13 protein-coding genes are annotated in these 14581 nt (G+C 66.7%); 12 read left to right on the forward strand and 1 reads right to left on the reverse strand.

The window, feature by feature from the left end; translation table 11 throughout:
- The first annotated feature begins 44 nt into the window (after nucleotides 1–44).
- From SH591_RS06010 to SH591_RS06035, 6 genes are read left to right on the forward strand one after another with little or no spacing between them, the layout of a single operon-like run.
- The gene (locus SH591_RS06010; RefSeq protein WP_322832023.1) at nucleotides 45–464 is read left to right on the forward strand and encodes a Fur family transcriptional regulator; all 420 of its coding nucleotides are present in this window, start codon (nucleotides 45–47) and stop codon (nucleotides 462–464) included.
- Nucleotides 465–467: 3 nt separating this feature from the next.
- Nucleotides 468–1205: a lysophospholipid acyltransferase family protein gene (locus tag SH591_RS06015; RefSeq protein ID WP_324750946.1), complete on the forward strand. Its 738-nt coding sequence runs from the start codon at nucleotides 468–470 to the stop codon at nucleotides 1203–1205.
- Nucleotides 1206–1213: 8 nt separating this feature from the next.
- Nucleotides 1214–2545: a tRNA (N6-isopentenyl adenosine(37)-C2)-methylthiotransferase MiaB gene (miaB, locus tag SH591_RS06020; RefSeq protein ID WP_324750947.1), complete on the forward strand. Its 1332-nt coding sequence runs from the start codon at nucleotides 1214–1216 to the stop codon at nucleotides 2543–2545.
- Nucleotides 2545–3540 (forward strand): PhoH family protein, encoded by a 996-nt coding sequence (locus SH591_RS06025; RefSeq protein WP_322832026.1) that lies wholly within the window; start codon nucleotides 2545–2547, stop codon nucleotides 3538–3540. The genes miaB and SH591_RS06025 overlap by 1 nt, the downstream gene beginning before the upstream one ends.
- Nucleotides 3537–4067, forward strand: a complete 531-nt coding sequence (gene ybeY / locus SH591_RS06030) for an rRNA maturation RNase YbeY (RefSeq protein WP_324750948.1) — start codon at nucleotides 3537–3539, stop codon at nucleotides 4065–4067. Before SH591_RS06025 ends, ybeY begins: the two co-directional genes overlap by 4 nt.
- Entirely contained in the window at nucleotides 4060–4953 is an 894-nt protein-coding gene (locus SH591_RS06035) for a hemolysin family protein (protein WP_416385211.1), read from the forward strand. Before ybeY ends, SH591_RS06035 begins: the two co-directional genes overlap by 8 nt.
- A 9-nt stretch (nucleotides 4954–4962) precedes the next feature.
- Here SH591_RS06035 and SH591_RS06040 read toward each other — a convergent pair whose 3' ends face one another.
- Nucleotides 4963–6420 (reverse strand): helix-turn-helix domain-containing protein, encoded by a 1458-nt coding sequence (locus tag SH591_RS06040; RefSeq protein WP_416385212.1) that lies wholly within the window; start codon nucleotides 6418–6420, stop codon nucleotides 4963–4965.
- Nucleotides 6421–6495: 75 nt separating this feature from the next.
- Here SH591_RS06040 and SH591_RS06045 point away from each other — a divergent pair, with 75 nt between their 5' ends.
- From SH591_RS06045 to SH591_RS06070, 6 genes are all read left to right on the forward strand, one after another.
- The gene (locus SH591_RS06045; RefSeq protein ID WP_324750951.1) at nucleotides 6496–8028 is read left to right on the forward strand and encodes an acyl-CoA carboxylase subunit beta; all 1533 of its coding nucleotides are present in this window, start codon (nucleotides 6496–6498) and stop codon (nucleotides 8026–8028) included.
- 18 nt (nucleotides 8029–8046) lie between these two features.
- A complete protein-coding gene (mce, locus tag SH591_RS06050; protein WP_324750952.1) occupies nucleotides 8047–8466 on the forward strand; it encodes a methylmalonyl-CoA epimerase in 420 nt (139 codons plus the stop codon).
- On the forward strand, nucleotides 8456–10603 hold the full coding sequence (scpA, locus tag SH591_RS06055; protein WP_324750953.1) for a methylmalonyl-CoA mutase: 2148 nt from the start codon (nucleotides 8456–8458) through the stop codon (nucleotides 10601–10603). Before mce ends, scpA begins: the two co-directional genes overlap by 11 nt.
- A 98-nt stretch (nucleotides 10604–10701) precedes the next feature.
- The gene (gene bioB / locus SH591_RS06060) at nucleotides 10702–11688 is read left to right on the forward strand and encodes a biotin synthase BioB (protein WP_416385213.1); all 987 of its coding nucleotides are present in this window, start codon (nucleotides 10702–10704) and stop codon (nucleotides 11686–11688) included.
- A complete protein-coding gene (locus SH591_RS06065; RefSeq protein WP_324750954.1) occupies nucleotides 11685–12557 on the forward strand; it encodes an alpha/beta hydrolase in 873 nt (290 codons plus the stop codon). The genes bioB and SH591_RS06065 overlap by 4 nt, the downstream gene beginning before the upstream one ends.
- Complete coding sequence (locus tag SH591_RS06070; protein ID WP_324750955.1) at nucleotides 12539–14521, forward strand: acetyl/propionyl/methylcrotonyl-CoA carboxylase subunit alpha; 1983 nt, start codon at nucleotides 12539–12541, stop codon at nucleotides 14519–14521. The genes SH591_RS06065 and SH591_RS06070 overlap by 19 nt, the downstream gene beginning before the upstream one ends.
- The last annotated feature ends 60 nt before the right edge of the window (nucleotides 14522–14581 follow it).

Below are 14581 nucleotides of genomic sequence, written 5' to 3' on the forward strand. Positions count from 1 at the left end.
GGGTCCTTTGCCCCGGCTGCGTTATTGGCTAAGCTGAGCGGGCAATGACACGTAAGATCGACATCGAGACCCTCTGCGCGGAAAAGGGCCTGCGCATCACCGAGCAAAGGCGGGTGATCGCCCGCGTCCTCTCCGAGGCCGACGACCATCCCGACGTGGAGGCGCTGCACGCCCGCGCATCGGCGGTGGACCCCGGCATCTCGATCGCGACCGTCTACCGCACTCTGCGCCTCTTCGAGGAAGCGGGCATCCTCGAGCGCCACGATTTCGGCGACGGCCGCGCCCGCTACGAAGCGGCGAGCGAGGCGCATCACGACCATCTGATCGACGTCGAGACCGGCCAGGTGCTCGAGTTCGTCGACGACGAGCTGGAGGCGCTCCAGCGCCGAATCGCGGAGAAGCTCGGCTTCCGCCTCGTCGACCACCGCATGGAATTGTACGGCGTCGCGCTCAACCGCAAATAGACGATGCGGCTGACGCTGCGCCTTGTCGCCATTGCCGGCGGTCTGCTCGTCTATGTACCGCTCCATTATCTGTGGAAGCTGCTGGGGTGGCGTTCGCCTTGGCCGCGCCATTTCCTCGCCTGGGCGGCCCGCGCCGCCGGCATGCGCGTCCGCACGACCGGCCGGCCGCTGCCCGGCAACGTGCTGTTCGTCTCGAACCACCTGAGCTGGCTCGACATATTGATCGTCGCCGGCGCGACCGGGGCGGCCTTCGTCTCGCGCGACGACATCGCCCGCTGGCCGGTGATCGGCTGGCTGGCCCGGCTCAACAACACTATCTTCGTCGCACGCAGCCAGCGCGGCGCCGTCCGTGATCAGGCGGACGCGCTGCGCGACGCCCTAGCCAGCGGCCAGCCGGTCGCGCTCTTCCCGGAAGGCACGACCGAAGGGGGGCACGAAGTGCTGCCGTTCCGCGCCAGCCTGTTCTCCTCGCTCCTCCCGCCGCTCCCCGGCGTGAAGGTGCAGCCGATCGCGATCGACTATGGCGCAGCCGCTCGAGAGATCGCTTGGGTCGGCCAGGAGCCGGCCGCGGCCAATGCCGGGCGCGTCCTGTCACGGCGCGGCAGCACGGAGGTGACGCTGCATTTCCTGGAGCCGGTCGATCCCGAGACGGTGGGCGACCGCAAGGCGTTGGCCGAGATGAGCCGGGCCGAAGTGGTCGACGCGCTCTTCCCTTCCGCCGCCGCCCGCCTTCCACTATAGGCGCTGCGATGAACGAGCGGAATCCAAAGACTTTTCACGTCAAGTCCTTCGGCTGCCAGATGAATGTCTATGACGGCGCCCGGATGACCGAGCTGCTGGAGTCGCAGGGCCTGACCGCCGCCGCGGACGGCAGCGACGCCGACCTCGTCGTGCTCAACACCTGCCACATCCGCGAGAAAGCGGCGGAAAAGGTCTATTCGGACATTGGCCGGCTGAAGCGCGAGGACGGATCGCGGCCGATGATCGCGGTCGCCGGCTGCGTCGCGCAGGCCGAAGGCGCCGAGATCCCGCGCCGCGCGCCCGCCGTCGACATCGTCGTCGGCCCGCAGGCCTATCACCGCCTGCCCGAACTGCTCGAACAGGCCAAGGGCGGACGCCGCGCGCTCGACACCGACATGCCGGTCGAGTCGAAGTTCGGCGCCCTCCCCGCCCGGCGCAAGCAGGGCCCGACCGCTTTCCTCACCGTGCAGGAAGGCTGCGACAAATTCTGCACCTATTGCGTCGTGCCCTATACGCGCGGCGCCGAAGTCTCGCGGAGCTGGGCCGCCATCGTCGACGAGGCCAAGGCGTTGGTCGACCGCGGCGCGCGCGAGATCACCTTGCTCGGCCAGAACGTCAACGCCTGGACCGGCGAGGACGATAAGGGCCACATGCAGGGTCTGGACGGGCTCGCCCGCGCGCTCGACGCGCTGCCAGGGCTGGAGCGGATCCGCTATACGACCAGCCATCCCAACGACATGACCGATGGCCTGATCCGCGCCCATGCCGAGGTGGAGAAGCTGATGCCCTTCCTGCACCTGCCGGTGCAATCGGGCAGCGACCGCGTACTGAAGGCGATGAACCGCAGCCACACGACATCGAGCTACATCGCCATCATCGATCGCGTCCGCGCGGCACGGCGGGATATCGCGCTTTCGGGCGACTTCATCGTCGGCTTCCCCGGCGAAACCGACGCCGAGTTCGAAGACACGCTGAAAATCGTCGAGGCCGTGAACTACGCGCAGGCTTACTCGTTCAAATATTCTCCGCGGCCGGGTACCCCCGCCGCGACGATGGAAGGTCAGGTGCCGGCCGAAGTGATGGACGAGAGGCTGCAGAGACTGCAGGCGCTGATCAACATTCAGCAGATCGCCTTCAACGAGGCGACGGTCGGCCGCCAGACGTCGCTGCTGCTCGAGCGGCGCGGCAAGAAACCTGGCCAGCTGATTGGCAAGTCGCCCTGGCTGCAATCTGTGCATTTGGAAACCAGCGCCGAACTGGGTGATCTGATCGAGGTCGAAATCGTCTCGGCCGGGCCGAACAGCCTGGCCGGCGCCCAATTGATGAGGAATGCGGCCTGATGGCGCAGAAGAAGGCCACCGAATCCACTGCGCCGCGTGCCCGCGTCGAGATCGAATTTGCCGAGCCCCATTTGCTCGGCCCGCTGTTCGGTGAGTTCGACCGCAATCTCGTCGCCATCGAGGACCGGCTCGGCGTCTACATCGCCGCGCGCGGTGCGCGCGTCCAGATAGAGGGCGAGCCTGAGGCCGCGGCCCGCGCCCGCGACGTGCTGAACGGGCTCTACAACCGCCTCGACGAGGGCCAGGACATCGACGCCGGCATGGTCGACGCCGTGATCGCCATGTCGGGCCAGCCGACGCTGGAAGGCATCATCGCTCCGGATGCAGCGGAGCTGCCAAAGGTGATGATCCGCACCCGCAAGAAGACGATCGTGCCGCGTTCCAAGACCCAGGCGGTCTACATGGAGGCGCTGAACCGCGACGACATGATCTTCGCGCTGGGGCCGGCAGGCACCGGCAAGACCTATCTCGCGGTCGCGCAGGCGGTCCAGCAGCTGATCGGCGGCTCGGTAGACCGGCTCATCCTTTCGCGCCCCGCGGTCGAGGCGGGCGAACGGCTGGGCTTCCTGCCCGGCGACATGAAGGAGAAGGTCGATCCCTATCTCCGCCCGCTCTACGACGCGCTCTACGACATGCTGCCGACCGAGCAGGTGGAACGGCGCATCGCCAGCGGCGAGATCGAGATCGCGCCGATCGCGTTCATGCGCGGCCGCACGCTCTCCGACGCCTTCATCATCCTCGACGAGGCGCAGAACACCACGCCCGCGCAGATGAAGATGTTCTTGACCCGCTTCGGCATGCGCAGCCGCATGGTCATTTGCGGCGACCCCAAGCAGGTCGACCTGCCCAATCCGGGCCAGTCAGGCCTTGCCGACGCGGTGTCGAAGCTGGAAGGAATCCCCAAGCTCGCCACGGTCCGCTTCGGCGCCGGCGACGTCGTTCGCCATCCGCTCGTCGGCAAGATCGTCGATGCCTATGAGGGGCCGCTCGAATGATCCTGGTCGAAGCCGATTCCGGGGAGGAATGGGACAGTCGCATCGACTGGGAAGAGCTTGCCGAGCGCGCCGTCCTCACCGCCGTCTCGAGCAGCAGTCACGCGCGGCTGATCAACAGCGACCTCTCGGTGGAAGTCTCGATCAAGTTCACCGATGACGACGAGGTGAAGGCGCTCAACGCCGGCTACCGCGACAAGGACAAGCCGACCAACGTCCTCTCCTTCCCGATGATCGAGGGCGACTTGCTCGATTCGATCGCCGCCGCTGACGCCGGCGAGGTCCTGCTCGGAGACATCGTGCTGGCTTATGGCGTGTGCGCGCGCGAAGCGGCCGAAAAGGGCATCCCGACTGAGACGCATGCGGCCCATCTGGTCGTGCATGGGACGCTCCATCTGCTCGGCTACGACCACGAGACCAACGACGAGGACGCCGAGGCGATGGAGGCGGTCGAACGCCACGCCCTCGCCGCCATCGGCATATCCGATCCCTACGCAGTGACAGAGGTGCAAACTCAACTCGATGCCTGACGACAGCAGTAGCAGCGCCCAGCATAACGGGCGTACATTCTGGCAAGGTCTTCGGACCATGATCTTCGGCGACGAGGGAGAAGCGACTCTCCGCGATCAGATCGAGGAGGCGATCGAGAATCACGAAGGCGAGGTGCCGCGGGTCGGCGACCTTTCGAGCGTCGAGCGGCAGATGCTGCGCAACCTCCTCCATTTCGGCGAAAGCACGGTCGGCGACATCGCCGTCACGCGCGGCGACATGATCGCCGTTCCGGATACGGTCAGCTTTCCCGATCTGGTCGCCGCCTTTGCCGAAGCCGGCCACAGCCGCCTGCCCGTCTATCGCGAGGACCTCGATAGCGTCGTCGGGATGGTCCACATCAAGGACGTGTTCACGGTCCATGTCGCGACCGGCGAACCGCCCGCCACGATCGAGGGGCTTATCCGCACGCCCCTCTTCGTGCCGGAATCGATGGGCGTGCTCGACCTGCTCGCGCGCATGCGCGCCCAGCGTGTCCACCTCGCCATCGTCGTCGACGAGTTCGGCGGCACCGAGGGCCTGGTCACGATCGAGGACGTGGTCGAGGAGATCGTCGGCGATATCGAGGATGAGCATGACGAGCATGCGCCGGGCATGCTGATCCTGCTCGAGGAGGGCCTGTGGGATGCCGACGCCCGCGCCGAACTCGAGGACGTGGCCGAGATGATCGACGCCCGCCTCGCCCAGGTCGAGGAGGATGTGGAGACGCTGGGCGGCCTTGCCTCGGTGCTCGCGGGCCATGTGCCGCAGCTGGGCGAAATCGTCACGCATCCGAGCGGCTGGCGGCTCGAAGTGACCGACAGCGACAGCCGCCGCGTCAACCGCCTGCGCCTCCACGCGCCGCAGGAAGGCGCGCTGTCCGAATAAGGGTCGCGCCTACGCGAAGCTGTACGGCACCACCGCGCGGTAATTGGGATCGACGCGGATGGCCCTGCCCGCCGGCGGGAAGGCGCGCTGCTCGCAATTCTCGCGCGGGCAGATGCGGCAGGAGACGCCGATCGGGGTGGCGCTGGTCGCGCCCCGAAGGTCGAGCTGGTCGCTGTAGATGAAGTCGGCGGCGTGCGTGACCTCGCAGCCCAAAGCGACGGCGTAGCGCCGGCTCGGCCGCGCGTAGCTGCCCGACGGCTTCACCAGCCCCTTCGCCATCGAGACGTAGCGCACCCCGTCCGGCGTCTCGGCCAATTGGACCAGGATCCGGTCGGGAATCGCCACCGCCTCGTGCACCATCCAGAGCGGACAGGCGCCGCCGAAACGGGCGAACTGGAGCCGAGTGGCCGAATGGCGCTTGGTGATGTTCCCGGCCATGTCGACGCGGCAGAAATAGAAGGGGATGCCGGCCGCGCCGGGCCGCTGGAGCGTCGAGAGGCGGTGGCAGGCCTGCTCGAAGCTGACGCCGAAACACTGGCGGAGGGCGTCGATATCGTGCCGCGTCCGCCGAGCCTCGGCGCGGAACGCGGCATACGGCATCAGGAACGCGCCCGCCGCATAATTGGCGAGGCCCACCGACAGCAATTGGAACGCCTCCTCTGACCGGAGAGGCGCGGCCTGCACCACCGTCGCGATGATATCGGCAAGCTCCAGTCGCATTAATTGATGGGCGAGGAGGAAGGCGTCGCTCTCCGGCGGCAATGAGCGGTCGATGTCCAGCACGCGCCGCTCCGCATCGAAGCGGCGCAGCGCCGACCCCGACCCTTCCGCGGAACGCCGGATGGTGACGCTGTGTCGCTCGCGCAGCAGCTTTTCGATCCCGGCGGCCAGCGGCCCCGACGCCCTGTCCATCCCGGTCGCGGCAACCTCCGCCGCCCGGTCGATCGCATCGACATAATTGCCTTCGTTGTGAAACCAGTCGCGCACCTCGTCCCACGGCAGCGGCACGCCGCCCGAAGGACCGCGCTCGAAGGCGTCGTCGAGGGTCCGCAGTTGGTTCTGCGACCGGCGAAAAGCCGCATGGACCGCGACCAGCCGCTCGGCGAGCAAGGGCTGGCGCTTGACCGCGCGGCGCAACGCCTCCTCGGGGAGCGGCGGCGCGCCCACGGTCGGATCGAGCGCCGCCTCGGTCGCCTGGGCCAGCAGCGCAATATCCTCGTCGGCATGGATCTCCGCCCAGTCGGCGGGAAAGGCGCGGGCGAAGGCCATCAGCACCGTCTCGGTCATCGGCCGGTCGTCGCTCTCGAGCTGCGACAAATAGCTGACCGATATTCCGACGCGCGCGGCCATCGCCGCCTGGCTGAGCCCGAGCCGCACGCGCAGCGCGCGGGCGCGGGTTCCGACGAAGATGCGGCGGGCGGTTGCGTCCGACAATGAGCGACTCCTTTGCAAAGTCCCTATACACATTTTCGCAAGTTTACATTTGCGCTTGGGCGGCAAGGCTGGAAGGGCACAATCTGCGAAACTGTCTTGAGGGCGAGCATGTCGGCCAATCTGGAAACACTCGAAGCACGCCGCACCCAGGCGCGGCTCGGCGGCGGCGAGAAGCGTATCGAGGCGCAGCACGCCAAGGGGCGGCTGACCGCACGCGAGCGGCTCGACGTGCTGCTCGATGAGGGCAGCTTCGAAGAATATGACATGTTCGTCGAGCACAATTGCGCCGATTTCGGCATGGAGAGCCAGAAATTCCCCGGCGACGGCGTCGTCACCGGATCGGGCACGATCAACGGCCGCCTCGTCTATGTCTTCGCGCAGGATTTCACCGTGTTCGGCGGCTCATTGAGCGAGCGGCACGCGCAGAAGATCTGCAAGGTGATGGACATGGCGATGAAGGTCGGCGCGCCCGTCATCGGTTTGAACGACAGCGGCGGCGCTCGCATCCAGGAAGGCGTCGCCTCATTGGGCGGCTATGCCGAGGTGTTCCAGCGCAACGTCCTCGCTTCCGGCGTGGTGCCGCAACTGAGCCTGATCATGGGCCCGTGCGCGGGCGGCGCAGTCTACAGCCCGGCGATGACCGACTTCATCTTCATGGTGAAGGACAGCTCCTACATGTTCGTCACCGGCCCCGACGTGGTGAAGACCGTCACCAACGAGGTCGTGACCCAGGAGGAGCTGGGCGGCGCAATCACCCACACGACCAAGTCGGGCGTCGCCGATGTCGCGTTCGAGAACGATATCGAAGCCCTGCTCGCGACCCGCGACTTCTTCGACTTCCTGCCGCTTTCCAATCGCCACCCTTTGCCGCAGCGGCCGACGAACGATCCATGGGACCGGATCGAGGACAGCCTCGACACATTGATCCCGGACAGCGCCAACAAGCCCTACGACATGCACGAGCTCATCCGGAAGACGCTCGACGAGGGCGACTTCTTCGAGGTGCAGCCGACCCATGCCGGCAACATCCTCACCGGCTTCGGGCGGATCGAGGGCCGCACCGTGGGCGTCGTCGCCAACCAGCCGATGGTGCTGGCCGGCGTGCTCGACATCAAATCGTCGAAGAAGGCCGCGCGCTTCGTCCGCTTCTGCGATGCCTTCGACATCCCGATCATCACCTTCGTCGACGTGCCCGGATTCCTCCCCGGCGTCGCCCAGGAGCATGACGGCATCATCAAGCACGGCGCCAAATTGCTGTTCGCTTATGCCGAGGCGACCGTGCCCAAGATCACTGTCATCACGCGCAAGGCCTATGGCGGCGCTTATGACGTGATGGCGAGCAAGCATCTGCGCGGCGACTTGAACTACGCCTGGCCGTCGGCCGAGATTGCGGTGATGGGCGCCAAGGGCGCCGTCGAGATCATCTTCCGCAAGGACATTGGCGATCCGGAGAAGATCGCGGCCCGCACCAAGGAATATGAGGACCAGTTCGCGAACCCCTTCGTGGCCGCATCCAAAGGCTTCATCGACGAGGTGATCATGCCGCATTCGACGCGCCGCCGGATCGCGCTCGGCCTCCGCAAGCTGCGCGACAAGCAGCTCGAAAATCCGTGGAAGAAGCATGACAATATTCCGCTCTAATGCCGCTGAGGTGAGAGCATGAAGCTCGGCCGCCTCAACCATGTCGGGGTCGCGACCCCGTCGATCGAGAAGAGCATCGCCTTCTATCGCGACGTGATGGGCGCGGAGGTGATCCACGCGCCGTTCGATCTGCCCGCGCAGGGCGTGAAGGTGTGCTTCGTCGATACGCCCAATACGCAGATCGAGCTGATCGAGCCTCTGGGCGAAGCCTCGCCGATCCACGGCTTTCTCGCCAAGAACCCGGCCGGAGGACAGCACCACCTCTGCTACGAAGTGCCCGACATCCGCGCGGCGAAAGCCTGGTTCGAGGCCAAGGGCGCCAAGGTGCTCGGCGAGCCGCGCATCGGCGCCCACGGCACTTTGATCTTCTTCGTCCATCCCAAAGACATGGGCGGCGTGCTGACCGAGATTATGGAGACCCCCAAGGGTGACCACTGAGCCCAAACTGACCCGCGCCGAATGGGAAGCGCTTGCCGCCAAGGAGGTGAAGGGCCGCGACCTCACCTGGCACACGCCCGAGGGCATCGCGGTGAAGCCGCTCTACACGGCCGAGGATGTGGAGGGGATCGACCCCGGCCTGCCGGGCTTCGCGCCGTTCACGCGCGGCGTGCGCGCATCGATGTACGCCGGGCGTCCCTGGACGATCCGCCAATATGCAGGCTTCTCGACCGCCGAGGCGTCCAACGCCTTCTACCGTCGCAACCTCGCCGCCGGCCAGAAGGGCCTGTCGGTCGCGTTCGATCTCGCGACTCATCGCGGCTATGACTCGGACCACCCGCGCGTCACCGGCGACGTCGGCAAGGCGGGCGTGGCGATCGACACGATCGACGACATGAAGATCCTGTTCGACGGCATTCCGCTCGACAAGATGTCGGTCTCGATGACGATGAACGGCGCAGTGATCCCGATCCTCGCATTCTACATCGTCGCGGCCGAGGAGCAGGGCGTCGCCCAGGACCAGCTCGACGGGACCATCCAGAACGACATTTTGAAGGAGTTCATGGTCCGCAACACGTACATTTATCCGCCCGACCACTCGATGCGGATCGTGTCGGACATCATCGGCTACACCTCGCGCCACATGCCGAAATTCAATTCGATCTCGATCTCCGGCTACCACATGCAGGAAGCCGGGGCGACGCAGCTCCAGGAACTCGCCTTCACGATCGCCGACGGCCGCGAATATGCCAAGGCGGCGATGGCGACCGGCCTCGATCTCGACGCCTTCGCCGGCCGCCTGTCCTTCTTCTTCGCGATCGGCATGAACTTCTTCATGGAGGTCGCCAAGCTGCGCGCCGCGCGCACGCTGTGGCACCGCGTGATGACCGATCTCGGCGCGAAGGACGAGCGCTCGAAGATGCTGCGCACGCACTGCCAGACGTCGGGCGTGTCGCTGACCGAGCAGGACCCGTACAACAATGTGATCCGCACCACCGTCGAGGCGATGGCGGCGGCGCTGGGCGGGACACAGTCCCTTCACACCAATGCGCTCGACGAGGCGATCGCGCTGCCGACCGACTTTTCGGCCCGTATCGCCCGCAACACCCAGATCGTGCTGCAGGAAGAGACCGGCATCACCAACGTCGTCGACCCGCTCGGCGGCTCTTATTATGTCGAGGCGCTCACCCAGGAACTGGTCGACAAGGCCTGGGAAATCATCGAGCGGGTCGAGGCCGACGGCGGCATGGCCAAGGCGGTCGCGCATGGCTGGCCCAAGGCGATGATCGAGGAGGCTTCGGCCGCCCGCGCCGCCCGCGTCGACAAGGGCGAAGACGTGATCGTCGGCGTCAACCGCTACCGGATGGAGGGCGAGGACGCACTCGACATCCTCGACATCGACAATGCCGCGGTCCGCGACGCGCAAATCCGCCGCATCGAAGAGGTGAAGACCGGCCGCGACGAAGCGCAATGCACCGCCGCGCTCGACGCGCTGCGCACAGGCGCGCGCGGCAAGGACAATCTGCTCGGCCTTGCGGTCGAGGCAGCACGCGCGCGCGCCACGCTCGGCGAGATTTCATCGGCGATGGAGGATGTGTTCGGCCGCTACGATACGGTGCCCGTCCCGGTGAGCGGCGTTTACGGCGGCGCTTATGCGAACGACCCCAAATGGCTGCAGGCCGGCCAGGGCGTAGACGCCGTCGGCCGGCGGCTGGGCCGCAAGCCCCGCATGCTGGTCGCCAAGATGGGCCAGGATGGCCACGACCGCGGCGCCAACCTCGTCGCCTCGGCCTTCGCCGATCTCGGCTTCGAGGTCGTCCCCGGTCCGCTCTTCCAGACCCCCGAGGAAAGCGCCCGGCTCGCGGTCGAAAAGGATGTGGACGTGGTCGGCGCCTCCAGCCTCGCCGCCGGCCACAAGACGCTCGTCCCCGAGTTGATCGGGCACCTCAAGGACCTCGGCCGCCCCGACATAAAGGTCGTCGTCGGCGGCGTCATCCCGAGCCAGGATTACGAGATGCTGCGCGCCGCCGGCGTGCAGGCGATCTTCGGCCCCGGCACCAACCTTGTCGATGCGGCCGGCGAAGTGCTGAAGCTGCTCGGCCACAATTTCCCGCCGATCGAGGAAGCCGCCGAATGAACTTCCCCACCCCTCATCCCCGTGAAAGCGGGGATCCCGCTTCTTCTTTCTTTCCGGCGCCGCAGGAACAGCGGGATTCCCGCCTTCGCGGGAATGACGTGAGAACGGATTGGACACGCGAGGAGATCGCGGGTCTCTTCGACCTCCCGTTCATGGACCTCGTCTTCGAGGCGCAGCGCATCCATCGCGAGTGGCACGCGCATAACGAGGTCCAGCTCTCAACCCTGCTCAGCATCAAGACCGGCGGCTGCGCCGAGGATTGCGGCTATTGCAGCCAGTCGGCCTTCGCGGAATCTGGCCTCAAGGCGGAAAAACTGATGGAGGTCGAGAAGGTCCTCGCCGCCGCGCGCGAGGCCAAGGAAGCCGGGTCCGGCCGCTTCTGCATGGGCGCCGCCTGGCGCGAGCCCAAGGACCGCGACATGGACGTGATCGTCGCGATGGTCGCGGGCGTCAAAACCATGGGCCTCGAGACCTGCATGACTTTGGGCATGCTGAGCGACGAGCAGGCGAGCCGCCTCGCCCATGCCGGGCTCGATTATTACAATCACAATGTCGACACCTCGCCCGAATATTATGGCGAGGTCATCACCACCCGCACCTATCAGGAGCGGCTCGACACGCTCGATCGCGTCCGCGCCGCCGGCATGTCGGTCTGCTCGGGCGGCATCGTCGGCATGGGCGAGACCCGCGAGGACCGGGTCGGCTTCGTCCACACGCTCGCCACCCTTCCCGCCCATCCCGAGAGCGTGCCGATCAACGCGCTCGTCCCGGTCCGGGGCACCAGCCTCGGCGACCGCCTGCTCGCCCAACGCGAGACCAAGATCGACGATATCGAGTTCGTCCGCACGGTCGCGGTGGCGCGCATCACCATGCCGCGCTCGATGGTCCGCCTGTCGGCCGGCCGCGAGAGCATGAGCGAGAGCACCCAGGCCTTGTGCTTCCTGGCTGGCGCCAACTCGATCTTCACCGGCGACAAATTGCTGACCGCCGGCAATGCCGGCGCCGGGGCGGACGCCACCCTGTTCGCCAAGCTCGGCCTCCAGCCGATGACCAGCGAAGAACCGGCGCGGGTGGCCGCGGAGTGATCGCGCGCCTGCTTTGCGCGCTGGCGATGATGCTCGCGACGCCGGCCCTCGCCCAGGCGCCGGCTTCGCAGCCGACCCCGATCGCGATCGGCGAGACGCACAGGATCGCCTCGCGGCACATGAGCGACGCCCGCACAATCAACGTCTACCTGCCGAGCGGCTATGCCGATCCCACCAAGCGCTTCCCGGTCCTCTATCTGATCGACGGCGGGCTGGAGCAGGACTTCATCCACATCGCCGGGACCAGCCAGCTCGGCGGCATCTGGGCGCGCTCCGAGCCGGTGATCCTCGTCGGCATCGAGACCAAGGACCGGCGGCGCGAGCTGATCGGCCCGACCCAGGACGTAAAGCTGCTGATCGATTATCCGACCGCAGGCTTCTCGGCTGGATTCCGCAACTACATACGCGACGAAGTGAAGCCGCTCATCGAGAAGAATTATCGCACGACCGGCGACGACGCCGTGATCGGAGAGTCGCTCGCAGGCCTCTTCATCGTCGAGACCTTCCTGCGCGAACCCTCCCTGTTCGACCGCTACGCCGCGGTGAGCCCGAGCCTCTGGTGGGACCAGCAGCGCCTGTCGGGCGAGGCGGCGGGCCTGCTCAAGGGCCGCAAGAAAGCCGACACGCGGCTGTTCCTGACGATCGGGGACGAAGGCGCGGAAATGCAGGCCGGCGTCGACCGGCTGCTCGATGCGCTGGCGGCCCATCCTGCGGCGGCGGGCCAATATTGCTACGCGCCGCGGCCACACTCGACCCACGCTACAATCTATCACGACGTGTCGCCCGAGGCGCTCCAGTACCTCTTCCCGACCTCGGTCGACCACGACCCTAAAAGCGGATTTGTCATCGCATGTTCAAAAAAATCCTGATCGCCAACCGCGGCGAGATCGCCTGCCGCGTCATCCGCACGGCGAAGAAAATGGGCATCGCAACGGTTGCGGTCTATTCGGATGCGGACGCGCGCGCGCCGCACGTGCGGATGGCAGACGAGGCGGTGCATATCGGCCCGTCGGCGGCGGCCGAATCCTATCTGGTTGCCGACAAGATCATCGCGGCCTGCAAGGCGACCGGCGCCGAGGCCGTCCATCCGGGCTATGGTTTCCTGTCGGAGCGGACCAGCTTCGCCCAGGCGCTGGCCGACGCCGGCATCGCCTTCATCGGCCCCCCGGTGAACGCGATTGCGGCGATGGGCGACAAGATCGAATCGAAGAAGCTCGCGAAGGCAGCGGGCGTCAACGTGGTGCCCGGCTATCTCGGCGAGATCGCCGATACCGACGAGGCGGTGAAGATCGCTTCCGAGATCGGCTATCCGGTGATGATGAAGGCATCGGCCGGCGGCGGCGGAAAGGGCATGCGCCTCGCCTATAGCGAGCAGGACGTCCGCGAGGGCTTCGAGGCGACCAAGCGCGAAGGGCTCGCCTCGTTCGGCGACGATCGCGTGTTCATCGAGAAGTTCATCGAGAGCCCGCGCCATATCGAGATCCAGGTGCTCGGCGACCAGCACGGCAACATCGTCTATCTCGGCGAGCGCGAATGCTCGGTGCAGCGCCGCCACCAGAAGGTGGTCGAGGAAGCGCCCTCGCCGTTCGTCACTCCGGCGATGCGCAAGGCGATGGGCGAACAGGCCGTCGCGCTGGCCCGCGCGGTCGGCTATTACAGCGCCGGCACGGTCGAGCTGATCGTCAGCGGCGCTGACACGACCGGCGAGAGCTTCTACTTCCTCGAGATGAACACAAGGCTCCAGGTCGAGCACCCCGTGACCGAGGAAGTGACAGGGCTCGATCTCGTCGAGCAGATGATCCGCGTCGCCGCCGGCGAGAAGCTGGCCTTCACCCAGGACGACGTAAAACTCACCGGCTGGGCGATCGAGAACCGCGTCTATGCCGAGGACCCCTATCGCGGCTTCCTCCCCTCGACCGGCCGCCTCGTCCGCTACCGCCCGCCGCAGGAAAGCGAAGGCGTGCGCGTCGACGACGGCGTCGTCGAGGGCGGCGAGGTCAGCATGTTCTACGACCCGATGATCGCCAAGCTCGTCACCTATGGCGACACGCGCGAGCAGGCGATCGACCGCCAGATCGCGGCGCTCGACGCGTTCGCGATCGACGGCATCGGCCACAATGTCGATTTCCTGTCGGCGCTGATGCAGCACCCGCGCTTCCGCGAAGGCCGGCTCACCACCGGCTTCATCGCCGAGGAATATCCCGAGGGCTTTGCCGGCGCTCCGGCGGACGGCGCGCTGAAGCGCAAGCTCGCCGCGCTCGGCGCGCTGGTCGCGACCGCCGAGACCGAGCGCGCGCGCCATATAGACGGCCAACTCGGCGAGCCGCTGCCCGCATCGACCTCATGGGTGGCCCGCATCGACGGCGAGGATTTCGAGGTCTCGGTCAACGGCGAAAGTGTCACGGTCGCCGGCACGCCGCTCACCGTCGATATCGGCTATGCGCCCGGCCAGACTTTGGTCGAGGCGCTGATCGACGGCGAACCGCTGGCGGTCAAGATCGAGCGCAAGGGCTCGTCCTGGCTGTTCACGACCCGCGGCGCCCGCCATGGCGTGCGCGTGCTCAATCCACGCACGGCGAAGCTCGCCGGCCACATGATCGAGAAGACGCCGCCCGATCTCTCCAAATATCTGCTCTGCCCGATGCCGGGGCTGCTCACTACGCTGCACGTCGCCGAAGGCGACCGCGTCGAGGCGGGCCAGCCGCTCGCGGTGGTCGAGGCGATGAAGATGGAGAATATCCTGCGCGCCGAGAAAGCTGGCATCGTCGCCAAGGTCGACGCCAAGCCCGGCGACAGCCTGGCCGTCGACGCGGTGATCCTCGAGTTCGAGTAACACGGCCAACGAACGAGTTGCAGCTCCCCGGCGAAAGCCGGGGCCCACCCGACCATCTCC

The sequence above is a fragment of the Sphingomonas sp. LY54 genome (assembly GCF_035594035.1).
In the GTDB taxonomy this organism is placed as follows: domain Bacteria; phylum Pseudomonadota; class Alphaproteobacteria; order Sphingomonadales; family Sphingomonadaceae; genus Allosphingosinicella.